Genomic DNA, 25,618 nt, shown 5'->3' with positions numbered 1-25,618 from the left:
CTACTTGGCTCCCTTCACGGTTACGGCGATGCCGTTGGAGGTCAAATGGTTCACGATGGCGTCCAAGTCCGCATCAGCGTGCAACTGCAAGCGCAGGTGCGCGTACTGCTGTTCACCAAGCTGTTCTACAGAACCGGCCAACACGTTTACATCAGTGTTGAACTGGCGAGCTACAGAAGAAATGACGGGCTCAGTGGCCTGCTGACCGGTGTAGAGCAAGTCCAGAACCGGGCCGGATCCTTCTGCGCGTGGTGCATCGCCTGGCAGGGGAAGTAGCGTCGAGGCGAGGTTTCCGGTGGCGTTGGTGATGACCTGCTCAATGGAGCCGGTTTCAACAATCTTGCCGCGTTCTAGCAGCGAGACGGAGTCACAGGCCTGCTTTACCACGTGCATTTCGTGGGTGATGATCAGAACGGTGATGTTCAAACGGTCGCGGAGCTCTTTGACCAGTTCAAGAATCTCATCCGTGGTCTTAGGATCCAGGGCGCTCGTTGGCTCATCGCAGAGCAAAACGTCGGGGTCGGTCGTCAGTGCGCGGGCAATACCTACACGCTGGCGTTGACCGCCGGAAAGCTGTGATGGGTACGCCTTAGCAAACTGAGTCAAACCAACTAGTTCCAGTAGTTCAGCTACCTTGGCAGCAACCTGGTCCTTGGGGGTTCCAACCAATTCCAGTGGGTAGGCAACGTTTTGCTCGGTCGTGCGCGAGTCAAAAAGATTGGCGTGCTGGAAGACCATGCCGATGCGACGGCGAGCATTGCGCAGCTCGTTTGAACTGACGTTGGTCAGTTCTTGTCCGTTGACAGCTACGGTGCCAGAGGTTGGTTGGTCAAGCAGGGTCAAACAGCGAACAAGGGTGGACTTGCCAGCCCCTGAATGTCCGACGATGCCATGAATCTTCCCGGTGGGGACTTCAAGGCTGACACCATCAAGGGCAACAACATCTTTGCTGCCCTGCTGGTAGACCTTGCGCAGGTCACTAACTGTGATCACTAGGCGGGTTCCTTCAGTTCTCAAATGGGTAGAGAGAGTACCCTCCATTCAACCACCATCGAACTAAATCGCCCGAATAGGGCCGAAAATCGCCTCAAGATTCTTAGTCGAGGGTCATAAAGGTTGACATCTCGAAGATTGTTCTTCGAATTGTGACAGAAGATGAACTATCGACTTCCGCGAAGTGACGCATTGGCGCCTAAAGTATCTGTGACATCAGGCACAGGCGCTTGTTTTGTGTGTGAGTTACCCCTCCATGATGGGCCACGCGCCGTCCACAACGGCTTCAGGCTTGGTCTTGCGCAAGTAAGTTTGGAAGCTTTCCGCCTGCTCGCGAGCCCAACCAATTTGCCATCCGTGAAGCACCTGCGGGTCAACATGCAGCTGTGGGTAGCGCTCACCAATCTGTCGGGCTACCTCTACACAGGCAACAGCGTCAGCCAACGAAGTGTGCGCGTTTTCTAGAACAACACCGTAGAACTCGCAGGCTGCCGTCAATGTGCGCTTGCCCTTGCGGAACTTATCAACCTGCTTATCGATGATGAACGGGTCAATGACGTTGCCCGGGAAGAACGGTGGCAGATCATGACGCAGGGCCTCATTGTAAAGAACCGAAAAATCATAGGACGCGTTAAAAGCGACGATCGGTGACTGCTCGGAAGCGAAAGACAACAGCTGGATGATTTCTTGAACAGACTGCTTAGCAGGTGCACCCTCAGCGCGAGCCTTTTCAGTGGAAATACCGTGAACCGCAGTGGCAGCTTCCGGGATCTCGACTTCAGGATTAACTAACCACTCACGACGGTTAACCACGTTGCTCTGCGCATCTAAGAGCACCACTGATGCTGTAACGATCCGCGCAGTGTTTGTATCAACACCGGTAGTTTCCAAGTCAAAGCCAATTGCAAGGCCCTTGTGCCATTCATTCATAGGCACAACGCTACAGGCTGAGAAGGACACAGCAGCGGCCACACGCGCATGTTGTGGATCAACGGCAGCTAGTTGGCAGAATAGGACTATGAATGAAGCTGGAGTTCAGGAACCAATGGAATATGGCGAGGCGGTCCATCAGCTGGCCCGATTGATTCCCGCGGGTGCAGTTCTGAGCTACGGCGATGTTGCCGAGCTGCTCGGCAGTGGTGGGCCTCGCCAGGTAGGCAAGGCGATGGCGCTGGCCCCTGGCGGAACGCCTTGGTGGCGTGTTTTGAGGGCTAACGGAAGTATCGCGGATCCGTTGATGTCTGTTGCGCGGGAACATTGGAATGAAGAAAAGCTGGCGCTTCCAGAGAAAAAAGTGGATATGAATAAGTTCCGGTGGAACCCAACCCCCGCTGCCTGGGATCAAATAGATATCCTCAGATCGTCGTTGGGCAACGCCAAAATGTCGGAAATGGATGATGAACTGTAACCATGGACGATGCACGAAGCGAACTTAAAGCAGATCCCGAAAACATTGTGGATCAGCTTCAATTGGTGCGTACCCCGGTCTTAGTTACTGGTGCACCCGGTACGGGCAAAACTCGTGCGCTGATCGGCACCGCTGTTGCCCATCTGGATGCCGGCTTGGACCCGCAGTCCCTACTGATTATCGCGCCAACCCGTATGACGGCCGCTTCAATCCGTGATGAGCTAAGCCGACGTGCTGAACAGACCTTTACAGAACCGGTTGTTCGTTCATGGTCCTCCTACGCTTTTGATCTCATTAGACGCGCAAGAGTGGAGGGGCTATTGCCGTTCCTAGAGCGCTCGCCGAGATTGCTCTCTGGTCCCGAGCAGGACACCCTGATTGGCAACTTGCTTGAGGGACATTCCCAAGGACTGACCTCTGGACCGCAGTGGCCGGAGGAACTAGAACTAGCCGTTGAGACTCGTGGATTCCGCAAAGAGGTCCGTGAATTTTTTGACCGAGTCTCAGAACTTGGACTAGAACCTGCCGACGTTGAGCGGTTAGGTGAACAAGCTCAGCGCCCTGAGTGGCTGGCAGCTGCAAGTTTTTATCAGGAATATAGGGATCTTCTAGATCTAGGAAATGCCGAGGCTTTTGACCCGGCAGGGCTAATCACGCGCGCTGCCGAAATTCTTGAAGATAATCAGTCGTTCCTTCATGCCGAACAAGATCGGCTCCGACTGGTGCTGGTAGATGATTTGCAAGAAGCAACACTGTCACAGCATCGGCTTCTAGCACTTCTGGGCAAGGACCGGGCATTAGTTGCGTTTGCCGCGCCTGACAGCGTAGTTCAGGGATTCCGTGGTGCACGCACCGATGAATTGCTTCGATTTGAACAGAACTACACCAGCTCTACAACAGTCACCTATCTTGAACTGACCCAGGGATATCGAATGTCTGCGCTGATCACGCTGGCTTGGCAACGAATTGTACGTCGTGTACCCGTAGCCGCGGGCAGTCGTGGGCGAACGATTGAGCCACCGCAAAGTAGCGCCACCGATGTCTGTGTTGCCTTGACCTTTGAAAATTCAACGCTGGAAGAACGATTCATCGCCCAGCGCATCGTTCAGCTCAACCTCTTTGAAAACCGCAGTCTCTCCGAGATGGCAATTGTTGTCCGTAACGGTTCCCAAGTTCGTTCCTTTAGCCGTTTCCTAGAAGGACAGGGAATCTCGGTCCAAGTCCCACCGGCAGAGATTCCGCTTAAGGAGGAGGGGGCGGTCCGTCCGCTACTGGACCTACTAGAACTGGCTCACAACAACTCCGTTGCTGACGATCCGTTGCTGATGCAAAACCTGCTGTTATCGCGTTACGGCATGAGCACGGCACTGGAAATCAGACGCCTGCGCCAGCTGCTACGCCAGCGCGAAGCCGCCAACGGTGGACGGCGTTCAAGCCAAGAGTTGCTTGAAGCCTGCCTCCAAGAACCAGAGCTGGCAGCGGAACTGGGTAAGCCAGCCTTTGGGCTCCAACGCCTGCTGAAAATGTACGCAGCGCTAAATACCGAATTAGCGTCAGGTACCGCAACGCCCGAAACTGCGTTGTGGTCCATGTGGGAAGCCTCCGGTCGAGCCCAAGCATGGCGCGACGAAGCACTTGGTACCGGGAACTCGGCGCGTAGAGCAGACCACGACCTCGACGCCGTACTCTCGCTATTCCAAGCAGCAGAGCGATTTGTGGATCAGCTGCCAGGCGCCAGCGTGCCGCAATTTATTGACCACATCCTGAACCAGGATCTGCCGATGGACTCCTTGGCCACCCGCGCCGCGGGCGGCAACACGGTGACCGTGCTGACCACCGCTGCTGCCGCGGGCAGGCAATGGCCTGTTGTGTTTATCCCCGGTCTGCAAGAGGGGTCGTGGCCTAACCTGCGATTGCGTGGTGAGTTATTAGGATCCAACGCCCTCGCAGACGCTGCCGAACATGGGGTCGGTTTCCTTGCTACTCGCACGCCCACTCATTTGGTCCGCCAAATTCGCAATGACGAGTTGCGCAGTTTCAGTAACGCAGTTTCGCGAGCTTCAGAACAATTGATTTGCACGGCTGTCGATAACGAAGACAGTCAACCATCTTCCTTCCTCGACCTAATTGAACCACCGGGGCCCGACGGACGGGAACCCACATCGGTGCCGCGTATCCGTTCGCTGTCCACACTGGTGGCTCAACTACGCAAGAGTGCTGAACAAAGCAAGGTCGCAATGCTCGGTGCGATTGCTGCCCCAGAGGGAACTGACCCCCAAGCCCACTACAAGGACGCGGTACAAGTTTTAGCGTTGTTGGCCGGAACTCAACAGCCAGTACGTGGCGCGCATCCAGATCACTGGTGGGGACTACGCCCGCTGTCCTCCAGCGCACCGGTGGTGCCAGAAGATCAGCCGCGCCGTGTCTCGCCGTCCAAAGTTGAAACCCTGGTTAAATCACCGCTCAACTGGTTTGTGCAAAGCGCCGGCGGAACAGCAGCACACGACTTTGCCGCATCACTCGGTACCCTCATCCACTCCATTGCAGAAGAACACCCAGACGCCAGCGGACACGAATATCAACAAATCCTTGAGCAGCGTTGGCCAGAACTTGAAAAGCTCGATAACTGGGAAGGGCAACGAGACTTTGACCGCGCTAGCGACATGCTCAAGAAATTTGCCCAGTACTGCATTTCCATGCGGCAAGAAGGTAGAGAACTGGTGGCACGGGAGATGCCGTTCCAAATTGAAGTACCAACGCAGGATGGCACAGCGGTGCAGTTGCGAGGCATCATCGACCGTGTCGAGGCAGATTCGAACGGAAAAGTAACGGTCGTTGACCTGAAAACCGGATCGATGGCACCAAGCAAAAATGACACCTTGGAACATCCGCAGTTAGGCGTGTACCAAACAGCAATCCAGCTCGGGGCCCTACAAGAAAACCCGGACACTCAAGAGTTGTCCAACCAGCCTGCCGGAGCTTCATTGGTCTACGTCGGCACCAAAACCAAAAGTCCCACCATTCGAGAACAACCTTCCCTTGATGGCGAAGACTGGGCGAAAACCTTGATCCTTGAGGCCGCCGAGCTCATGGGGCACAGCGAGTTCATTACCCGCCACGTTGCAGGTGCCGCAGGAATCCTCGGCAACTGCACCCTGCCCGAAGTCTGCCCCCTCTGCGCCGAAGGACGACAGGTCACCGAACCATGAGCAACATCAAATACACCCCCGAAGAATTGTCCCTAGCCCTAGGCGAGAAGTTCCCACCCACAGGGCAGCAGGCTGAAATTATTGCTGCCCCGTTGGAGCCCATGCTGGTCATCGCCGGTGCAGGCTCAGGCAAGACCAAAACCATGGCGGACAAAGTTGTCTGGTTGGTCGCCAACCAGTTGGTGCGTCCCGAGCAAATTCTCGGCGTCACGTTCACCCGCAAGGCTGCCGGGGAACTCTCCGTTCGTATCCGCGCAAAAATTGCGCAGTTGGTAGCTACTGGACTGCTCAGCGACGAAGAAACTCGAGACTTCCTTGACCCAGCCGTTTCCACCTATCACTCCTATGCCAACACCCTGGTACAGGATCACGGATTGCGTCTTGGACTAGAAGAAGACAGCGCACTACTTGGCGCAGCACAGTCCTGGCAGCTGGGGCATACAGTCCTTGAAAAGTACACGGGGGACTACCACCACCTCAATAGCGCTACGAGCACTCTGATCGACGCCATTGTTTCCTTCAGCTCCGAAGCTTCGGAGCACTTGGTCACCGCACCTGAAGCTCATCAATGGATTGATGATCTGGTTCTAAGATTGCGCGCTCTGCCGATGGACGCCGAAAAGGACAAGGCGCCGACTCAGGTAGCACTCAAACTCATCGACAAGCTTGCCTCCCGCGCCACTATTGCAGAGCTTGCCGAGGAATACATGCGCGAAAAGAAAAAGCTCGGGGTGATGGACTACGGGGATCTAGTCGCTCACGCAGCACGGATTGCCCAGGAGGTCCCTGCCGCTGCGCTCGCCGAAAGGGCTAGCCACAAGGTTGTCCTGCTCGACGAATTCCAAGATACTTCCCATGCCCAGATGGTGCTGTTCTCGCAGCTTTATGGCAAGGGACATCCGGTCACTGCGGTGGGGGACCCTAACCAATCAATTTATGGTTTCCGTGGAGCTAGCGCCGGTCAGCTTTTTAGATTCCCAGAAACATTCCCCATTGTTCGCGGTGAAGAGCACCAAATTGCCCACGTGAAGCATCTGACGATTGCTTGGCGCAATACCGTCAACGTGCTTTCTGCAGCCAATCAAATCACTGCCGGTGGATCGCCACACACCGGCCCGGTCACCGTTAAGCCATTGGAACCCTCCGCCTTTGCGCAGCCTGGCCGAGTCATTCTCAATCGTTGCGCGACAGTTCGCCAAGAAGCTGAAGCCATTGCTGATCAGATCATCTCGGAATCAAGAAAAGCTGTAGATGAACCCAAAACAAGCGCAGTACTTTCGCGTAATCGAAGTCAGCTGAGCATTATGGGTGAGGTTCTCTCGGAGCGGGGTATCGCCTATCAGCTGGTGGGCCTATCTGGACTATTGAGCACCCCCGAGGTTACGGATCTGGTTGCATGCTTGCATGTACTGGTAGACCCGTTACGTTCGGACAAGCTCATGAGGCTACTTTCAGGGGCTAGATGGCGTATTGGAACTGCTGATCTGGCAGCCTTTGCTGACTGGTCACGTCAATTAGAACGACGCAGAGCCAAGGGACTTAGGCCAGCGGAAGTCTCTGACGAAGCAACTGGAGCACAGGAGATCGTCGAAGAGTCAGCGCGTGCTGAACTTAATGACGCAGCTAGCCTCATTGAAGCGTTGGACTTCCTTCCTGCCGAGGGATGGCAGAGCGCCGATGGTCGTAGCTTGAGCGCCGAAGGTCGATTACGGCTTACCTCGCTAAAAGAAGAACTAGCTGCCTTGAGATTGATAGCCAACGATGACTTGGAAACCCTCATCCGTGAGGTCGAACGGGCCATGAATCTAGATATTGAGGTGGCCGTACGTCCGTGGGTTGATCTAGCTTCAGCGCGGGCAAACCTGGACGCATTTGCTGACGTAGTCCGTGATTATTCTCGGAATGCACCCCGCGTGGAGCTGGCAGGATTCCTGTTGTGGCTAGAACAAGCCGCTGAGAAAGAAAAGGGACTGCCGCTTCCGAGTGAAGACGCTGACCCGCTAGCCGTCCAGTTGCTCACCGTGCATGCTTCGAAGGGCCTGGAATGGGACATCGTGGCCGTCATGTCCCTGAATGACGGTGTCTTCCCAGGAGCCAAATCAGATCGCTGGACTAGCGGTGACAAGGCTCTACCGTGGGAGCTGCGCGGTGACGCCAAGGATCTGCCTCAATGGGATACGGACCAACCAGCACTGAAGGAATTGCTGGAAGCAGAGTCCATTTTTAAAGACAAAGTTGAGGACCACCACGTAGCTGAAGAGCGGCGCTTGGCCTACGTAGCGGTAACGCGTGCTAAATCATTGCTCATCTGCAGTAGCAGCATTTGGACTGCCACACGAAGCAAGCCGACCGAACCGTCGCAGTTCTTTTCGGCTTTAGTCCCGTTGGCCGAAGGTAACGATCCCAAGGCAGAAATTGGTGTTTGGGTTAAGGACGAAGACGCTCCGGAACAAAATCCCAGCAGACTGACACCCTTGGAAGCCTTATGGCCTTACGATCCGTTGGAAGGACCACAGATTACCGGCGGTATGAACCGCACCGAATTCCCTTACTCGCGCCGCGAAGTCATGCAAGAAATTGCTCAAGACGTGCTCAAGGAAAGCGAGCAGTCCCAGTTGCTGACCGAAGAGGGGCAGCAATGGGCGGATGAAGCGCGCAGGCTGCTTGCCCAGCGTGAATTCCTGTCCAATCGCGAACGGCGAGTTGAAGCACCCGAGCACGTCCGGGCCTCGCTATTTGTTGAGTTGGCTGAAGACCCGGTTTCGGTTTTGGAAAATCTCAGGCGCCCGGTACCGCGGCGTCCGGGACTTGCAGCGCGCCGAGGAACTGCCTTCCACGCGTGGATTGAGGAGTTCTACGAAAAGACTTCCATGTTGGATCTCGGCGAGATTGTCGAGCCCGCGGATGACTATCTTGACCAGGCTCTGGACTTGGAGTCCATGAAAGAGGCATTCCTGGCCAGCGAATGGTCGCAACTTCAACCGGCCTATGTGGAAGTACCCTTGGAAACCCGTGTCGGTCCGGTGGCCGTTCGAGGCAGGATCGACGCGGTGTTCCAGATGGAAGACGGCACGTGGTTGCTACTCGATTGGAAAACTGGGCGAGTTCCGCATGGGAAGGACCTGAAGAGCAAACTAGTTCAGCTGGCGGTGTACCGACTCGGCTGGTCCCGTCTTCACGGCATCGCATTAGAAGATATCAAGGCTGCGTTCTACTACGTAGCCGCCGGGATGACCATTCGTGCAGAACACCTCTCGGACGAAGCTGAACTCGAAGCGATGATCACCAACGCATTCGAGCAGCTCGACCGCTAGAGCCTGGCGACGCCAGAAGTGTCTTTGAAAGACTACTTCTTGGCGTCGTCTGGCAGTTCTGGTTCTTCTTCTTCTTCTTCGACTGGCTCAAGCTTGGAGACGCGTGGAGCTACGCCAGAGTCTTTAGACTCTTGATCTTCCTCCGGCTTGCTTTCTTTGGAGACTGACTCGGATTCACTCTTATCAGAGTCCTTTGCCGACGACTCAACAGCTGGCTTCGAAGCTGCTACCCCAGCACCAGTACCTTCAGCTGCCGGCTTCGCGAGACCCATCGGCTGTGAAGTAGTGGCCTGATCTTCCGAATCCGAGAGCGCTGAGACCTTAGAAGTATTAATTCGTGGAGTTGTCGTGTCGTTGATGGCCACCGGAGCAGGAACCGATTCTTCTTCAGTCGAAGAATCCTGGACCTGCAGAGCTGGCTTCGCAACTTCAGCCGCAGGCTCCGCAGCAAGGGGACGTGGAGCTTCAACTACCGAAAGTGGCTGGCCACCGAACTCGGCGATGTTGTGATCCAATTCGCGAAGCATTTCGTCTGCTTCAGCAATGCGCTCAGGATCCTTGGAATCCAACGACTTCACTAGCCACTGAGCCAACGCAAATTCGGCGGCTAAAGCAGCACGACGCATGATGTGTGGATCTGCAGCCTTGCCGCGAGCTTCCATGTATGAGGAAAATACTTGGTCAGTAAAGCTCTGGTCTTCGATGGCAGACAACCATGCAAAATCATCGGCAGGGTCACCAACATGCAAATCAGTCCACCCCTTGACGGCGGTGATGCTGGAATGCGAAATCTGTAGTTGTTCCTCGTCAAATGCACCGTGCACAACGGCAGAATTGAAGCGCCAAAGCGCAACGTCTTCCATCGCGTGTTCCCAACGACGCAATAGACCGCTCGGAACCTTGCCGGTAGCAGCTGCGGTGTCTAATTCGTTGAGCTTGCGCTGTCGAATCTCATCAGCGGTGTAGGTGGGTAGGCCAGCAACTTCAACAGCTTCGTCTGGAATCTGATGTATTGCTGCCATGCACTGGCCCAGGGCCTTGGCTAGGTTGCTGCCCTTATCGACCAGCTCATCAAGTGTTGGCACACGTCCGGGCATGTCTTTGTAGACGAAGGTGCGCAGCGTGCCCTGACGGACGGTACCGGCCACCGAGGGAAGCGCAAATGGCAACGACGTACGAACTTTGGCAGAGAAGGCCCGTAAAGCGGAAAGTTCCGCTTCCAAGCGCATGCTTGCTTCATCGTGTTTTGGGGAGCGGACGCGCCAGCGGTGCTTTGCCGCATCGACAATCAGCGCTGAATCAAAATCTTCTGCGTCGTCTGACAGCGCCGCGAAACCAACCGGAGCTAATCCGGGTACGGCGGCTGTTGCAATTGCGGCGAGTTCCATGGCAGAGCGTTTCACATGTTCCACCGTATGCGAGATCGTGACCTTAGCGCTTGAATGACGCACAGAATATGGTGGGATTCACCGCGAACGTTCAGAGTCGAGGGTGATTCTTCTCCATCGTGGCTATCCACACCCGGTTTGAAGTAGGTCAGGTGCAAGCCAAGTGGACTAGATTAGAAGTATGGCTTTGGCAGACAAGTATCGAACTCCTTTAACCGGACTACCTTTTGCAAGTTCGCTCATTGAGCGTCCATTGACAGAACAACCGAATCCGGATCTTCTACGGGAAAAGCTTGCAACAGGCTCGACCAAAGTCATGCTGATCTCTGAGCGAGGCGCCGCAGCAGAGGGAGAAGAGCTCTTTTTCCTCGCCGGCCCTAGCTATGAACCTACCGAGTCAGAGCGTCTGGTCTATCTGGGCACTGCGCAATCAACGGACTATGTGCTTGCCATCGTGGATTCACAAGAACACGCGGACCTTGGCATCGAAAAGTGGTTCACCCTGCGCGAAGCCTTCACCATTCTTCCAACGCTACAAGCTGAGTTACTCGTTGAAGCCCAGGCAATCTCCAACTGGATGCGTTCGGAACGGTACTGCCCTAAGTGTGGTTCCGAGGTGCAGTCTTCGAACTCGGGTTGGGGTCAGACCTGTGTTCAAAATGCCCATGAATTATTTCCCCGCACTGATCCTGCAATCATCGCTTCGGTGATTGATAGTGAAGATCGTCTGCTTCTTGGCTCCAACGCGAACTTCAAATCCAAAATGTATTCGGTGCTCGCTGGTTTTGTTGAAGCAGGGGAGTCACTGGAATCTGCAGTACACCGCGAAATCTTTGAAGAATCCGGAGTACTAGTTGGCGACGTAGCCTACCGAGGTTCACAGCCTTGGCCATTGCCTCGATCCTTGATGCTTGGATTCGCTGCCGAAGCACTCAGCGAAGAACTGGTTCCTGACGGTGCCGAAATCAAGGACTTGCGCTGGTTCACCCGAGCTGAACTACGCGAAGATTTGGAATTGGGAACAATTGACATACCTCGTGGCGTTTCAATTGCGCACGCGTTGATCCGTAGTTGGTACGGCGAACCCCTTCCGGAGGCCCTGAGCAAGTGACAGAATACGACGTTCCACCAGCACAAGATTTGTTGGCTGGACTGGACGCTGAACAACGGCAAGCAGCTGAGAGCCTCAGCGGTCCTTTGTGTATTCTGGCGGGCGCAGGAACGGGTAAAACCCGTGCGATTACCCACCGTATTGCCCATGGAGTGCACACCGGGATCTACAACCCGACGAGCGTCCTGGCATTAACATTCACCACGCGGGCCGCTGCCGAAATGCGCACCCGATTGCGTCAGCTCGGTGCATCAGGAGTACAGACGAGAACTTTCCACGCCGCCGCCTTGCGACAGCTGCAGTACTTCTGGCCCCAGGCCATCGGTGGAACCTTGCCGAACCTGGTTGAGCACAAAGCACCCATGATTGCTGAGGCAGCGCGAAGACTGCGCATTTCCAGCGACAGGGCCATGGTGCGAGACCTCGCCTCAGAAATTGAGTGGGCAAAAGTCTCTATGCATACACCTGAGAGCTATGCCAAGATTGCTTCCACCCGCGAGATGCCCAACGGTCTAGAACCGGTGAGTATGGCACGAATTTTCCAGACCTACGAGGAACTCAAAGACGATCGCGGAGTCATTGACTTTGAAGACGTCTTGCTCCTGACCATTGCCATACTTGAAGACAACGAGAAAGTCGCAGCCAACGTACGCCAGCAGTATAGGCACTTTGTTGTTGATGAGTATCAGGACGTTTCGCCGTTGCAACAGCGACTTCTTGACCTGTGGCTCGGCGAGCGAAACGAACTATGCGTGGTCGGTGATGCGTCGCAGACGATCTACTCATTCACTGGCGCCCGCCCGGACTTCCTACTGAATTTCGGCGCTCGTTTCCCTGAAGCAAAAGTCGTCAAACTTGTTCGGGATTACCGCTCAACTCCCGAGGTGGTCAACCTCGCGAACAAGGTCCTATCCACTCGCCGAGTCGAATCCAACGTTCCAGACCGGAACGTAACTTGGCCTGAGCCGTTGGAACTGATCGCCCAGCGTGATCACGGAGTTGCCCCTGAATTCTTTGAATGTAGCGACGACGAAAACGAAGCCGAAGAAGTCGCTCAGCGTATCAAAAAGCTGCTCAGCGATGGACAAGACATTTCTGAAATTGCCATTCTGTACCGGACCAATGGGCAATCTCAGGCTTTTGAACAGGCACTGAGTGCACATTCCATTCCGTTTGTGATGCGTGGAGCTGAACGGTTCTTCTCCCGGCGAGAAGTAAAAGAGGGCATGCTCGCCTTGCGTGCTGCGCTGAGCGTGGCTGCAGATACCCCCGTTCCTCAGATTGTCCGTGACATCCTTTCATCTCATGGCTACTCAGCTACTGCACCAAGCGGAGGAACCGGGGCTGTACGCCAGCGGTGGGAATCGCTATCGGCCCTAGTTCGATTGGCCGATGAAGTAGTGGCCCTGAAAGCAGCGCAGGAGACCGAAGCTACTTTGCATGACGTGGTCAAAGAGTTGGAAGATCGTGCCGCGATTCAGCATGCACCGACTTTGGACGGCGTCACCCTAGCCTCGTTCCACGCCGCCAAAGGCTTGGAGTGGGACGCGGTGTTCCTTGTTGGTCTCAGCGAAGGTCTGGTACCGATTTCCTATGCGAAAGACCAGGCCGGCTACGACGAAGAGCGCCGACTGCTCTACGTGGGAATCACCCGTGCTCGCATCCACCTGTTCCTCTCGTGGTCGTTGGCCCGTACGCCGGGCGGCCGAGCTCACCGTTATCCCTCACGTTTTCTAGACGGCATCAAATCGGTTCGTCAGGCGAGCAGCAGGCAACAAAGCACTTACAAAAGACGCGAACAAAAGGTCACGCCCGCGGTGTGCACCAATTGCGGTACCTTCTTGACCAGCGCCAAAGAACGAAAGCTCAAACGCTGTGCTTCTTGCCCTGCGGCCTATGACGAAGCGCTATTTGATAGCTTGCGTGGTTGGCGTTCAGAGGTAGCACATTCCAATTCGGTACCCGCCTTTGTCATCTTCACGGATGCCACGCTCATGGCGATTGCCGAACACCAGCCGGACTCGCTGCAGGGCCTTTCCAAAATTGCTGGTGTGGGCCGCAGTAAGTTGGATCGCTACGGAGAAGCAGTTATTGCTGTTCTGGAATCTCATCGCAGTTAAAAATAGCTTTGGGCCGCATCGCGCAGTGCCAGGGCACAGCATGTAGTTTGGCACCCACGATTGATGTAAAAGGAGCAAGGTTAGTTGCCCGCTTATCCAAGCACCGTTGAGTTCGTTGCAGCGGATAACATCCCAGTTCAAATCGTTCGGTCCAAAAAACGACGAAAAACTATTTCCTCGTACTGGCGTGAAAACAAGCTTGTAGTCCAAGTTCCTGCGACACTCGACGAGAAAACCGAACGCTCTTTTGTCGACGAGATGCTGAAGAAATACCGTCAGAAACAGCAGAAAAAAGAACTCGGACAATCCGACTCGGCGTTGGAACAGCGTGCCGCCGAGCTAGATCAGTTCTACTTTGACGGAGCCGCTGCAGCTCAATCTGTCCGGTGGGTTACCAACCAAAACAAGCGTTGGGGTTCGGCATCCTATGCACAACGAACCATCAGACTGTCTTCGAAGCTTCAGCAGATGCCCGCATGGGTGCGCGACTACGTTCTGGTCCACGAGCTAGCGCATCTGGCCGCACCACGGGCAGGACATGGTCCTGAATTTCAAAAGCTACTCAACAGGTTCCAACGTCGCGCAGATGCTGACCTATACCTTGATGCTTTCCATGCAGGCTATAACTCGCACGCCGCAGAACACGGACAGAATGCCGAAGCAATTGACGGATTTGGTCAGGACGACGAAAGCTAGTTAAAACACAATGTCGGGGATGAACGTTATTCGTTCATCCCCGACATTCGCTTACTACTTACAAACTACTTCTGCGGATAATCATCCGCTTCAGGATCGGTTGGATCCTTCGGATCGGTTTCCGGGTCAACATTGTCGAATTCTCCGGAGAGCAACTTATTCAGAGCTGCATCAAAGTCATCAAATTCTTCATTTGCCAATTCACGGCGCCGAGTGAAAGTTGATGGGTCTTTGAGATCTTCTTCGGTTGGCATCAGATCTGGGTGATCCCAGACTGCATCGCGACCGTCGATTCCACGCTCCTCGTGGAGGTGCTCCCACAATGTTGCTGCTTCACGCAGCTTGCGTGGACGCAGTTCCAGGCCAACCAATGAGGCGAATGCCGACTCTGCTGGTCCACCCGAAGCACGGCGTCGACGCATGGTCTCACGCAGGTGTTCAGCGAAAGGCAGGTTTGCGGCGGCCAACGAAACAACGTGGTCAACCCAGCCCTCAATCAGAGCCAGAGTCAGCTCAAGATTTTCTAGAGCCTTGTCCTGCTCGGCGGTCCGCTGTGGAGCGAACAGACCTTCACCGAGTACCGATTGCATCGCTTCAGGGTTTGAAGGATCAATATCTCGCACTGCTTCTTCAATACGGGACATGTCAATATGGATGCCGCGCGCATAGGATTCAACAGCGCCGATGAGCTTCGAGCTGAGCCACGGAACACGACTGAACAAACGGGTATGGGCGTTCTCCCGAAGGATGACGTAGAGCAGCACTTCCTGCTCCGGGATTTCTAAACCGTCGCCGAACTTGGCAACGTTAGTCCCGATAATTCCTGGAGTACCACCGGCCAAGGGAAGACCGATGTCGGTGCCGCCTAGGACGTCAGTAGCCAAACCACCTAAGGCCGTACCCAACTGCATGCCAAACATGCTGGCGCCGAGGTTCCGGAACATTCCGTCGGAATTGCCCAGCATGCCCTTCATCTCTTCAGGGATCTGATCTTTCATGGCTGCAGTGATGGCGGTAGCAACAGACTCAGCAACTGGTTCGGTAACCTGCTTCCACGTCGCCAACGTCTTGTCGTACCAACGCTTGCGAGTCCACGCTTCAGTCACCTGACCGTTGGACTCGAACGCAGTTGAATTGTTCAGCCAGAGATCAGCCAAATTTGATGCGTCGCTGATGGCGCTCAGGCGTGCTGGCGAGACTTCAGGATCATCGCTGGCGTAAGCCTGCAACGCAGTGTCTGAGGCGAGCTTCCAATTGACTGGTCCAGATGAGGCGTTGTTGCTCATCATTGCAGACATCATTGCTTGGGCCTGCTGCATCATTTTTTGCATTGCTTCAGGGTCACCCTGGGCGCCGAGCGCATCGCGCAACTGCGGAGGAAGATTGTTGGGATCAAATCCGCCACCGAAGAGCTGACCAAACATGGCAGAAAGTGGATCCTGCGGGTTGTTATCGTCGTCGTCGCCGTTGGGGCGGTTATTCGGGGGGTTCTGTGCCATGCCTTTAAAACTACCGTGCCACGCAAAAAGTTCCCATGAATCTTAGCTTCAGTTCGCTTTCGGCACACTGAATACGCCATATTGCTGATGCCTTTAGACCACAAGGTTCAGTAGGCTAAGAGTGGTGACGTCTGCAAGGCGGATCTACAGATATTTTGATAGTTGGCGGGAGCAAGACCAGTGCACGAACGGGAAGCACAAGACGCGATGGTGGAACGTGACAATAACAGTCATGAACCACGAGGTCCTAAGCCCCTCAAACGATCCAGCGCCGGTGTCATAGCTCTGTTACTGGTTGGCGTAATGATGTTCTTGCCAACGAATTTTATGATTCGTTCGCCAGGCCCAGTCTTTAATACTTTGGGCAAAGACGAGGGCAAAGACGTCGTCTCTATCGAGGGCGCAAAGACGTACGCATCCGACAGCGAACTTGATCTGCTCACTGTTTACGTCCAGGGTGGCGGACAAAACCGCGTCACAATTCCGGTTGTTCTCGAAGCAATGCTCAATCCGACCAAAGATGTCGTGCCTGAAGAAACCATCATGGCTCACAACACCTCGTCGCAGCAGCAAAATGAACAGAACGACATGATGATGACTTCATCCCAAGACTTGGCCATTGCTGCGGCCATGACCGAACTTGGCTACGACTACAAAACTTGGTTGTCCGTTGCTGACTTCTCAAATGAGCTCAACTCTAAGTTGTTGAAAAAGGGCGACCGATTGCTCAAATACAACGGCAAAGACATTTCGTCCCTTGAAGATTTGAAAAAACAGCTCAACGCCAATGGTGAGAAGCCCGCAACGTTGACCGTGGGTCGAGCCGACAAGCAGGGCGACTACAAAAATGTTGATGTCACAGTCAAAACCGAAGCAGCCGACAACGGAGAACGACAGCTCGGCATCTTCTTAGGAACCGAACATAAGTTCCCTATCGGTGTGAAATTTGGACTCTCAAACGTTGGTGGACCAAGCGCAGGCATGATGTTTGCGTTGTCCATCATTGATCGACTGACCGAAGGATCTTTGGCGGGGGAGCACCACGTAGCCGGCACCGGCGAGATCGCGGCTGACGGAACTGTCGGACCTATCGGCGGAATCGCTCAGAAGATGGTCGCTGCCAAGAAATCCGGAGCAACGATCTTCCTAGCGCCGGCAGAAAACTGCAATGAAGTAGTAGGACGTGTGCCCGATGGCCTGAATGTCCTGAAGATTTCGACTCTTTCAGAAGCACATACTGCTTTGGAAAAAATCGCAGATGGTCAAGATCCATCGACTTTTGCGACATGTGAATAGATTTAGCCCTGCGTCAGGGGAAGAATGTGACGCAGGGATCAAAAGCTTGTACTCGCTCGTTCAAGAATTAGGTATACGAGTTCTACGGCTCTCATCAGCTTGTGGGACCCAAAGTAAGGAATAGATAGTGTCATATGGATCGGATAGTCCGTTCGGGGGCCCGCCAAGGCCTCGTGAACCGCAACGACCTTCCAGCCCCTCAGGCAAGAAAATTTCGCCGTTGACCTTGACCATCTTTGCGGTGGTAATCATAGTTGCGGTGTTCGTCTTCTTGTCCAATTTCTATGCGGACATCCTTTGGTTCAACCAGCTTGGATTCTCGCAGGTCTACTGGACTGAGCGCGTTTCGAAGCTTGTGATTTTTGTGATCGCCTTGGCTTTCATGTCTATACCCATGTGGTTCTCCATGCGCAGTGCCTACAAGCACCGCCCGGTATATGCACCTAACGCGGGTCAGCCAGACACCATGTCGCGCTACCAAGCCCAGCTGGAACCAATCCGTCGCTTCTTGATGGTTGGCATCCCGCTGGTTGTTGGCATTTTCGCGGCGGTGGCTGTCGCCGGACAGTGGAAGACTGTTTTGCTCTTCTTCAACCAGGTCCCTTTTGGAAGTAACGACCCTCAGTTCAACATGGATCTGGGCTTCTTTATTTTCTCGCTTCCTTTCATTGCTCTGATCAACGGCTTCCTCATCTCTGTCGTTTTGCTTAGCGGTGTAGCCGGGCTGTTGACTCACTACCTTTACGGAGGAATCCGTGTAGAAGAACGTGGTGGCATCACTATCGGTAAGGCCGCTCGCGTTCACGCTGCGGTTGTTGCGGCAGTGTTCTTGGTCTTGCAGGCAGTGAATTTCTGGATTGGCCAGTATGAGACCCTGACTGATCAGTCCGGCCGTGTCGCCGGCGCACTGTACAAGGATGTACACGCTGTAATTCCTGCGAAGATGATTCTGGCGATTATCGCTGTCTTGATTGCGATTGTTTTTGTTATCGCTGCGGTTAACGGACGTTGGCGTTTGCCACTGATCGGTACTGCCATGCTGGTGGTCACCATGATTGTGGTCAGTGGCGTTTACCCATTCTTGGTTCAGCAGTACAAGGTTGTTCCATCCCAGCGTGAACTTGAGCGCAGCTACATTGATCGGAACATCGAAATGACGCGTCTTGCCTATGGGCTAGACGATGTTGAGACCACTGATTACGATGCCAAGATTTCCACGGAGAAGAACGCACTGGCCGAGGAAACCTCGACCACTGCCAATATTCGACTTCTTGATCCGAACTTGGTCTCCACCGCGTTCGCTCAGCTTCAGCAGTTCCGTGGTTACTACACGTTCCCAAAGAACCTGAATGTTGATCGCTACAAGGTTGATGGCAAGGTGGAAGACACCGTCATCGCCGCCCGTGAAGTTAACGTGGATCAGAACGACACCTGGGTTAACCAGCACATTAACTACACCCACGGCTATGGACTTGTTGCTGCCTACGGTAATCGTGTGGCCGCAGGTGGTCGACCTGACTTCATGCTCGGTGGTATTCCTACCTCCGGTGACTTGATCACCGATAAGGACTACGAACCACGTATCTACTTCGGTGAGAATTCACCTGAGTACTCGGTGGTTGGCGGGCCTGATGAGGGCTGGACCGATCAGGAACTTGACCGTCCAGGTACCGGTGGTGAAAACCAAGATACGCGTTACACATTTACCGGCGAAGGTGGGCCAAACATTGGCAATATGTTTAACCGCCTGGTTTACGCACTGAAGTTCGCATCGACCGACTTGCTGCTCTCTCAGCAGGTTAATGAGGAATCCCAGATCCTTTACGATCGTGACCCTCGCGACCGTGTGAGCAAGGTAGCTCCATACCTGACCTTGGATTCCAGTGCCTACCCGGCCATCGTTGATGGGCGTGTTCAGTGGATTGTCGACGGGTACACCACGTCAAATGACTTCCCTTACGCACAGCAGAAGCAGCTGGATTCGGCGGTAGCCGATTCGCTGACCAACGCTCAGGACCTGTCCTTGAGCGGTCGTGTCAACTACCTAAGGAACTCAGTCAAGGCCACCGTTGACGCCTATGACGGATCGGTAAAGCTTTACGCCTGGGACACGGAGGATCCAATTCTGAAGTCTTGGCAGAAAGTCTTCCCAACCGCAATGCAGCCGCTGGAAGACATGTCAGCGGACCTGATTGAACACGTCCGCTACCCAGAGGACATGTTCAAGGTTCAACGAGAAGTACTGACTACCTATCACGTGGACAACCCTGACGCATTCTACGAATCTAACGATGCTTGGGCTGTTCCGGATGATCCAACATCCTCTACCGCGGGTGTAAAGCAGCCTCCTTACTTCATGTCATTGAAGATGCCAACGCAGGATCAGGCCTCGTTCTCACTGACCTCGACGTTCATCCCTGCAGCAGCGTCCAATGGGCAACAGCGAAACGTGCTCTTTGGATTCCTTTCAGCCTCGGCTGATGCAGGTTCTACTGCCGGCGTGAAGTCGGAGAACTACGGCAAGCTCAGACTGCTGGAGCTTCCACGTGACACTGCCGTACCTGGTCCAGGCCAGGCGCAGCAGAACTTCGATACCAACACCCGTGTCACGCAGGAACTGAACCTGCTGCGTCAAGGTGCTTCCGAGGTCAAGAACGGTAATCTGCTGTCCTTGCCTGTCGGTGGCGGTATCCTCTACGTTCAGCCTGTCTACGTTCAGTCTTCCGGCCAGACAAGCTACCCAACGTTGCGTAAGGTCCTCGTGTCCTTCGGTGACCAGGTTGGCTTCGCCGATACCCTCGCGGAGGCTTTGGATGAAGTCTTCGGCGGTAACTCAGGTGCCGTGACCGGTGAGAATGAAGGTGTCTCACCGGATAAGGATGCACCGGAAGGTGAAAAGGCGCCAACTCAGTCTGACGCTCAGAAACTTTCCACCGCGCTTTCGGATGCTAACAAGGCCATCACCAAGGGTCAGGATGCGCTCTCTAAGAGCGACTTCGCTGCCTACGGTGAAGCTCAGAAGCAACTGCAAGATGCTTTGAACCGCGCTATGGAAGCTGACTCGTCCATCAACGGCACCGACGTCGATGGAGAAGTGAAGCTGGACGACAACGCAGCCAGCGAATCTGCTGAGCCGTCGCAGCCTGCTGAAGGCTCGAATGGCTAACCAGTAGGTAAGCTCACCGATTTGCTTTCGCCCCTTGATGATGCAAGAATTGTCTAGTCATCGCGGGGTGGAGCAGTTCGGTAGCTCGCCGGGCTCATAACCCGGAGGTCATAGGTTCAAATCCTATCCCCGCCACGAAAGTGGAAATGGAGATCCGAAAGGGTCTCCATTTTTCGGTTTAAGCATCGGTGCTCTTTGAGCGGCTGGGTGCGGGAAAATAGCCTGCGATCAAGGTCACTTCGCTCGATTGGCTATTGAGTTCATCAGTTGGTAATGTTGTATTTACCGACGCGGGGTGGAGCAGTTCGGTAGCTCGCCGGGCTCATAACCCGGAGGTCATAGGTTCAAATCCTATCCCCGCCACGAAAGTGGAAATGGAGATCCGAAAGGGTCTCCATTTTTGGTTTAACGAGATTGACCTAATCTTGTTGGGGGCAGGGGAGCGGCCGTAAAAGCCCTCTTTTTAAGGGGTGACAAAGGCCACTGGCTCTCAATTGGCCAAGTCATTCACTGATTGGTATTGTTGTATTTACCGACGCGGGGTGGAGCAGTTCGGTAGCTCGCCGGGCTCATAACCCGGAGGTCATAGGTTCAAATCCTATCCTCGCCACGAAAGTGGAAATGGAGATCCGAGAGGGTCTCCATTTTTGGCTTAACCAAAGATGGTGTGTCACTGCGCAGCAGCAACACACCATCGGAACTAATCAGCTTGTCAGCGGTTAGCCTTCAATTGCTCCGGTCTGCTTAGACTTCAACGCAGCGAGGCGAGCTTCAACCTCGGTCTGCTCGCCTAGGTCCTCCAGAGATTCAAACTGGGCGTCCAGGCTTGATGAGGCAAGTTCAGCGGCACCGCGAACACGTGCTTCTTCACGACGGATCTTGTCTTCGAAACGTCCGATCTCGCTCGACGGATCCATGATGTTCACGGCCTTCACCGCTTCATTGACCTGATTCTGCGCCTGGGCTGACTTAGAACGGGCGATCAGTTCATCCCGCTTGCTAGCCAGCTCGGTGCGCTTCTCCTTCATCTGGTTCAAACCAGTCTTCAGCTTCTCAACAATTTCACGCTGAGAGTTGATGGTCGGTTCAGCAGACTTCATCTCCGACTCAGCCTGAATCTGACGCTGGATGGCAACCTTAGCCAGGTTGTCGAACTTCGAAGCGTCCTCGCTCTTGCCTGTTGCACGGAACTCATCGGCTTTGTTGGAAGCGGCTAGAGCCTTGTTGCTCCACTCGGAGACGGCCTGCTCATCTTCTCGGTAGTCATCCTCCAGCATGCGAAGGTTGCCGATGGTCTGCGCAATTGCTTGTTCCGCTTCAGCAATATTGTCGTTGTAGTCGCGGACCATCTGATCCATCATTTTCTGTGGATCTTCAGCTGAATCCAGAATTGAGTTGATGTTGGCCTTGGCCAGTTGTGAAATGCGTCCGAAGATTGATTGCTTGGTCATGATGTGACCTTTCTGTTCGTCAAAATATCGCTGGTACTTCATTACTGCTGGTCAAACAATTCGGGAAGGACTAGAAGTCCCCTCCGCCACCTCCGCCGAAGTCACCTCCTCCGAAGCCGCCGCCATCGCCGCCGCCGAATCCGCCAAAGCCACCGCCGCCGAAGAAGCCGTCGTTGCCACCTGAATGACCGCCTCCGCCGTGCCCGCCACCGAGGATTGTGTTGATCAGGATGCCGCCCAAGACTGCGCCTCCGACACCATCAAACATTCCGCCGCCTCGACCGCCGCGGCCATAGCCACCCATGGAGCCAGCGTTGCCGAAGCCATCACCGAAGCCACTAACGTCGCTTTCGGCCATCTGCGCGGCCTGGTCAGCTAGCTGGATGGCCCGTTGTGCCGCAGCGACCGCTCGACCCGGATCGGTGTTAGCTATTGCGTGGGCTTCATCGAGTGTTCGTTGTGCCTCGGCAAGCCGGGTACGAGCCGATGATCGGACGCCTCCACGACGGGCACGAATGTAGTCCTCTGTACCGCCGATGCGAGATGTTGCGGTGTGCAGAAGTGACTGCAGCTGATCCCGGGAAGCTTGGTCCTGTTGCGCTTGATCTCGTAGTCGCAACAGCGACTGGTTCAAGGGCTTGGATGCGTCATCAAGCAAAGTGATCAGGGCCAGCGGGTTGTACTTGCCGCCTGCGACCGCTTGCTGAGCACTGGTCAGCGCGCTCTCTACGCCAGCAATAGGCCCAGCCAAATCAGAGCTAGTCCCAGTTGCGAAAGTGGCCTTGGCCTGTGCAAGATCGCGTTCAGCTAAGGCTATGGCTGCCTTGAGATCTTGTTCTGCTTGCTCCAAGCCCGCACCGGTTTTGGCAATTGCTTCAAGTAGTACGCCGGCCTGATCCTGTGCTTCCTCAGCGTTTTGCACTAAGACGGCGGCTTCGGAACGGCTACTCGACAACTTCTGTGAAGCCTGCTGCAGCGCTGAGGCCGCGAAGGTCAACCTTTCGGCAGCCTGATCAGCGTTGTCCTTGACCTGACTTACTGCGCTGGCGTCATACTTAGCGGACAACCGCTCAAGGTCACCGACTCGTGCCGAAAGACGCTGATTCAGCGGTTGCTGATTAGCCGTCAACTCTGAAATGCGTGACTCGGCGTTTTGCTCCAGCTGACGAAGTTGTTTGAACTCATCGGCATGCTCTTGCAAGGACTGATTGACTTCCTGGCAACGATTAATGATCTCGGTAAGCCAAGAACGCTGGTCAGCTTCGGTATCCGGGATATCATCATCCAGCTGTTGTTGCAGCCTGAAGGATTCAGTCAAATGTTCCTTGGCCTTAGCTAGATCCTGAACGAAGACCTCAACGGACTGCTTTCCGTACTGTGCCTCTGCAAATCCGAGCTCTTGCTGTGACGAACGAATTGAATCATCGGCTGCAACCAGTAATTGGTCAGCCTGTAATCGAAGCTGTTCTACTGGAATCTGCGGCTGCTGCGCTGGAGCGCCGGGCATGCCTGGGTAATTATTCTGCTGCTGTCCGGGTAGTGAACGGGAGTTCTTCTTGCCACGGCGAGAAAGGAATAAGAATCCCGCGACGGCTACGGCGGCGACCAACAGCAAGACGGTAAGCAATGTGCCACCGAAACCAGTGCTAGCAGAGGACTCGCTTGAGCTAGTGCTGGCTCCGCTATCGAAATCGCGGATGGCCTCTACAGCTCCTTCAGTTGCTCCGGCCCAGTCAAGGTTGCTGAGCGCAGGAGCGATATCTGAACGGTAAAGGTCTTGATCGGAGGCAGCCAGCGGCCCGCCTTCAGCTCCACTGAAATACGCTTGGCGAGTTTCGGTCGCGACGACCAGAATGGCGGAGGAATTACCCATGCCCTTCTTTTCAGCCACAGCCTGTGCCCACTTCGCAGCTTCAGTGGGATTGGAAAATTCATCAACGTAGATGGCAAAGAGACTGATTCCGGTGTCGACCCGAAGCTCCTTGATTTCGCTTTCCAAGCGGGATTGGTCTGATCCGAGGACTCCGGAATTGTCTATGACAAAGTCGCCAGCTGGAATAGTAACCGGGGACTCGGCCATTGCCGGTGCGGTTACACCTAGCGAAACTATCGATGCGACAATTGCACCAGTGATCATTTGTCTAGCTTTTATACCCATGTCTTGTTCCCGCCCGAAAAGCTAAGTCAAACTAAGATCGAGTTGTACCCGACCTGGTGGATCCAATGATTGGATTCACACTTAGGATTGATTCTATTTGGCCTAATGAAGCACGTCTATGACATTCAGCTTGCAGATTACTTAACTCACAGGAAGCACAAAGTCATCACAATTCGATGCCACAGACCAGAGCAGAATAATAGAACTCAAGAGAAACGACAGTTCGAAAGAGGCAAGCCATGAGCCAGACCCCGAATGAGCCACGCGAAGACAACTTGGGTGATTCCGCTAGGCCATCAAATGATCCGAGCAGCGCGGGCGCTGGCTCCAGCGAGCCGACCGCTCGGTACCCACACGTAAACGAAGACGCAAATTCCAACGTGCCAGCGGATGACGGAAATCAAACCTCTGCTCCATACACTCAGCCAATCAGCGCTGCTCCAAGTAGCACCGCTGGCTACCAAAGCCAGCAGAGTGCAGGACAGTACGGTAGCAACGGTTCGGCCTACGGTGCACCTTACGCAGGTGGCACCGGAACCCAAACAACCTACCCAGTTCCTCCGCAGAAGGATCCACGCGAAAAGAAGCGCTTTGCAGGAAGCACGCTAATCGCAGGCATGGTGGCTGCAGCTTTAGTCGGTGGCATCACCGCAGCCGGAACCACCTACTTGCTCGATGACTCTGGTAGCTCCTCCGCATCGTCGAATTCAGGCACAAATCAGGGTGTTGTTATCAACAATCCTGATAAGGTCACCGAAGTTACCGCGGCCGCAGCCAAAGCTAGCCCAAGCGTGGTCACCATCGAGGTCTCCGGAAACGGAAGCAGCGGTTCGGGTTCGGGCATCGTTCTGGATAAGTCGGGCAATATCCTCACCAATACCCACGTGGTTACCCTTGGTGGAGAAGTATCAGATCCCAAGATCACTGTTCAGATGAACGACGGAACAGTGCATTCTGCAAAGGTCGTTGGAACCGACCCAATGTCGGACTTGGCCGTAATCAACATTGAAGCTGACGGCCTCGTGCCGGCAACCATGGGTTCATCTTCTAAGCTGAACGTCGGCGACACCGCCGTAGCCATCGGTGCACCGTTAGGTTTGAGCGGAACCGTGACCGACGGAATCATTTCAACGGTCAACCGTACGATTTCCATTGCTTCTTCGGCCGTGCCTGATGACAGCAGTTCATCGGAAAGCCAGGACGATAACCAGTTCAACTTCCAGTTCCCTGGTCAAGAAGAACAGCAGCAACAGCAACAATCCAGCGGTTCGATCTACGTCAACGTCATTCAAACGGACGCAGCGATCAACCACGGTAACTCCGGTGGCGCGTTGGTTAACTCCAGCGGCGAAATCATTGGCGTGAACGTAGCCATTGCATCCTCGGGTTCCAGCACAACTTCAGGTGATGAAGGCGGCTCCATCGGTGTTGGCTTCGCCATCCCGATTGATTACGCAAAGCGTGTTGCCCAAGAACTGATTGATAATGGCTCGGCTACCCACGGTTTGCTTGGCGCTACCGTCACCGCTCAGGCTTCGGATACCAGTGGGGGACAGAACGCCTCGTCCTTCTCGGTTGGTGCTCAGGTAGTCAGCGTGAGCGACGATTCGGCTGCTGCTAAGGCCGGACTTCAAAAGGGCGATGTTATCACCGGTGTGAATGGTCGTTCGGTGAAGGATTCGCAGACAGTCACCGCGGCCATTCGAGAAATCCCCGCCAACGGCGAGGCTGAAATTCGCTTCACCCGTAACGGCAAGGAGCAGACTGCCAAGGTCAACGTAGGGACCTTGTCAAATAACTAAATAAAGT

15 protein-coding genes and 3 tRNA genes are annotated in these 25,618 nt (G+C 54.6%); 12 read left to right on the top strand and 6 right to left on the bottom strand.

What is annotated here, in order from left to right; translation table 11 throughout:
• Both ACT3RW_RS11100 and ACT3RW_RS11095 read right to left on the bottom strand, forming a co-directional pair.
• Positions 1-993 (bottom strand): methionine ABC transporter ATP-binding protein, encoded by a 993-nt coding sequence (locus ACT3RW_RS11100; RefSeq protein ID WP_444613786.1) that lies wholly within the window; start codon positions 991-993, stop codon positions 1-3.
• Between the two features lie 246 nt (positions 994-1,239).
• Complete coding sequence (locus ACT3RW_RS11095; RefSeq protein WP_444613785.1) at positions 1,240-1,923, bottom strand: 3'-5' exonuclease; 684 nt, start codon at positions 1,921-1,923, stop codon at positions 1,240-1,242.
• An 88-nt stretch (positions 1,924-2,011) separates the two neighbouring features.
• Here ACT3RW_RS11095 and ACT3RW_RS11090 point away from each other — a divergent pair, with 88 nt between their 5' ends.
• Genes ACT3RW_RS11090 through ACT3RW_RS11080 form a run of 3 tightly spaced genes read left to right on the top strand, consistent with a single transcriptional unit; the run spans position 2,012 to position 8,924 of the window.
• Positions 2,012-2,401: an MGMT family protein gene (locus ACT3RW_RS11090; protein WP_444613784.1), complete on the top strand. Its 390-nt coding sequence runs from the start codon at positions 2,012-2,014 to the stop codon at positions 2,399-2,401.
• A 2-nt stretch (positions 2,402-2,403) separates the two neighbouring features.
• Entirely contained in the window at positions 2,404-5,610 is a 3,207-nt protein-coding gene (locus ACT3RW_RS11085) for an ATP-dependent helicase (RefSeq protein ID WP_444613783.1), read from the top strand.
• A complete protein-coding gene (locus tag ACT3RW_RS11080; protein WP_444613782.1) occupies positions 5,607-8,924 on the top strand; it encodes an ATP-dependent helicase in 3,318 nt (1,105 codons plus the stop codon). The genes ACT3RW_RS11085 and ACT3RW_RS11080 overlap by 4 nt, the downstream gene beginning before the upstream one ends.
• A gap of 32 nt (positions 8,925-8,956) precedes the next feature.
• Here ACT3RW_RS11080 and ACT3RW_RS11075 read toward each other — a convergent pair whose 3' ends face one another.
• On the bottom strand, positions 8,957-10,312 hold the full coding sequence (locus ACT3RW_RS11075) for a phosphotransferase (RefSeq protein WP_444613781.1): 1,356 nt from the start codon (positions 10,310-10,312) through the stop codon (positions 8,957-8,959).
• A 316-nt stretch (positions 10,313-10,628) separates the two neighbouring features.
• Between ACT3RW_RS11075 and nudC the strand changes: the two genes are divergently transcribed.
• From nudC to ACT3RW_RS11060, 3 genes are all read left to right on the top strand, one after another.
• Positions 10,629-11,423 carry an NAD(+) diphosphatase gene (nudC, locus tag ACT3RW_RS11070; protein WP_444613780.1) on the top strand — a complete coding sequence of 265 codons (795 nt, stop codon included), beginning with the start codon at positions 10,629-10,631 and terminating at the stop codon, positions 11,421-11,423.
• A complete protein-coding gene (locus tag ACT3RW_RS11065; RefSeq protein WP_444613779.1) occupies positions 11,420-13,543 on the top strand; it encodes an ATP-dependent DNA helicase UvrD2 in 2,124 nt (707 codons plus the stop codon). The genes nudC and ACT3RW_RS11065 overlap by 4 nt, the downstream gene beginning before the upstream one ends.
• Positions 13,544-13,627: 84 nt before the next feature.
• Positions 13,628-14,239, top strand: a complete 612-nt coding sequence (locus ACT3RW_RS11060; RefSeq protein ID WP_131088609.1) for a M48 metallopeptidase family protein — start codon at positions 13,628-13,630, stop codon at positions 14,237-14,239.
• A 65-nt stretch (positions 14,240-14,304) separates the two neighbouring features.
• On the opposite strand, the gene ACT3RW_RS11055 is transcribed toward ACT3RW_RS11060, so the two are convergent.
• Positions 14,305-15,738 carry a zinc-dependent metalloprotease gene (locus tag ACT3RW_RS11055; protein WP_444613778.1) on the bottom strand — a complete coding sequence of 478 codons (1,434 nt, stop codon included), beginning with the start codon at positions 15,736-15,738 and terminating at the stop codon, positions 14,305-14,307.
• A gap of 327 nt (positions 15,739-16,065) precedes the next feature.
• Here ACT3RW_RS11055 and ACT3RW_RS11050 point away from each other — a divergent pair, with 327 nt between their 5' ends.
• The 5 genes from ACT3RW_RS11050 (at position 16,066) to ACT3RW_RS11030 (ending at position 20,810) form a co-directional block, all read left to right on the top strand.
• A complete protein-coding gene (locus ACT3RW_RS11050) occupies positions 16,066-17,034 on the top strand; it encodes a YlbL family protein (RefSeq protein WP_444613777.1) in 969 nt (322 codons plus the stop codon).
• Positions 17,035-17,161: 127 nt separating this feature from the next.
• Positions 17,162-20,200: a UPF0182 family membrane protein gene (locus tag ACT3RW_RS11045; protein WP_444613776.1), complete on the top strand. Its 3,039-nt coding sequence runs from the start codon at positions 17,162-17,164 to the stop codon at positions 20,198-20,200.
• 61 nt (positions 20,201-20,261) lie between these two features.
• Positions 20,262-20,335: transfer RNA gene (locus ACT3RW_RS11040), tRNA-Met, on the top strand.
• Positions 20,336-20,489: 154 nt separating this feature from the next.
• Positions 20,490-20,563 (top strand) — tRNA-Met (locus ACT3RW_RS11035).
• A gap of 173 nt (positions 20,564-20,736) precedes the next feature.
• Positions 20,737-20,810, top strand: a tRNA-Met gene (locus ACT3RW_RS11030).
• Between the two features lie 109 nt (positions 20,811-20,919).
• On the opposite strand, the gene ACT3RW_RS11025 is transcribed toward ACT3RW_RS11030, so the two are convergent.
• Positions 20,920-21,651, bottom strand: coding sequence for a PspA/IM30 family protein (locus ACT3RW_RS11025; protein WP_131088605.1), 732 nt, complete (start codon positions 21,649-21,651; stop codon positions 20,920-20,922).
• 70 nt (positions 21,652-21,721) lie between these two features.
• A complete protein-coding gene (locus tag ACT3RW_RS11020; RefSeq protein WP_444613775.1) occupies positions 21,722-23,788 on the bottom strand; it encodes a TPM domain-containing protein in 2,067 nt (688 codons plus the stop codon).
• Positions 23,789-24,048: 260 nt separating this feature from the next.
• On the opposite strand from ACT3RW_RS11020, the gene ACT3RW_RS11015 reads away from it, so the two are divergent.
• Complete coding sequence (locus ACT3RW_RS11015) at positions 24,049-25,611, top strand: S1C family serine protease (protein ID WP_444613774.1); 1,563 nt, start codon at positions 24,049-24,051, stop codon at positions 25,609-25,611.
• Positions 25,612-25,618 lie beyond the last annotated feature (7 nt).

The sequence above is a fragment of the Glutamicibacter sp. AOP5-A2-18 genome (assembly GCF_052446055.1).
Lineage (GTDB): Bacteria > Actinomycetota > Actinomycetes > Actinomycetales > Micrococcaceae > Glutamicibacter.
The sequence above is the reverse complement of the archived record's forward strand: the minus strand, read 5'-3'. Positions and strand labels throughout refer to the sequence as shown.

What these genes read in the sequence shown, in the direction of transcription:
- ACT3RW_RS11095 (WP_444613785.1), bottom strand. Translation starts at nt 1,923, where the DNA reads ATGAATGAATGGCACAAGGGCCTTGCAATTGGCTTTGACTTGGAAACT.
- ACT3RW_RS11090 (WP_444613784.1), top strand. Translation starts at nt 2,012, where the DNA reads ATGAATGAAGCTGGAGTTCAGGAACCAATGGAATATGGCGAGGCGGTC.
- ACT3RW_RS11085 (WP_444613783.1), top strand. Translation starts at nt 2,404, where the DNA reads ATGGACGATGCACGAAGCGAACTTAAAGCAGATCCCGAAAACATTGTG.
- ACT3RW_RS11080 (WP_444613782.1), top strand. Translation starts at nt 5,607, where the DNA reads ATGAGCAACATCAAATACACCCCCGAAGAATTGTCCCTAGCCCTAGGC.
- ACT3RW_RS11075 (WP_444613781.1), bottom strand. Translation starts at nt 10,312, where the DNA reads ATGGAACTCGCCGCAATTGCAACAGCCGCCGTACCCGGATTAGCTCCG.
- nudC (WP_444613780.1), top strand. Translation starts at nt 10,629, where the DNA reads ATGCTGATCTCTGAGCGAGGCGCCGCAGCAGAGGGAGAAGAGCTCTTT.
- ACT3RW_RS11055 (WP_444613778.1), bottom strand. Translation starts at nt 15,738, where the DNA reads ATGGCACAGAACCCCCCGAATAACCGCCCCAACGGCGACGACGACGAT.
- ACT3RW_RS11050 (WP_444613777.1), top strand. Translation starts at nt 16,066, where the DNA reads ATGATTCGTTCGCCAGGCCCAGTCTTTAATACTTTGGGCAAAGACGAG.
- ACT3RW_RS11025 (WP_131088605.1), bottom strand. Translation starts at nt 21,651, where the DNA reads ATGACCAAGCAATCAATCTTCGGACGCATTTCACAACTGGCCAAGGCC.
- ACT3RW_RS11020 (WP_444613775.1), bottom strand. Translation starts at nt 23,788, where the DNA reads ATGATCACTGGTGCAATTGTCGCATCGATAGTTTCGCTAGGTGTAACC.
- ACT3RW_RS11015 (WP_444613774.1), top strand. Translation starts at nt 24,049, where the DNA reads ATGAGCCAGACCCCGAATGAGCCACGCGAAGACAACTTGGGTGATTCC.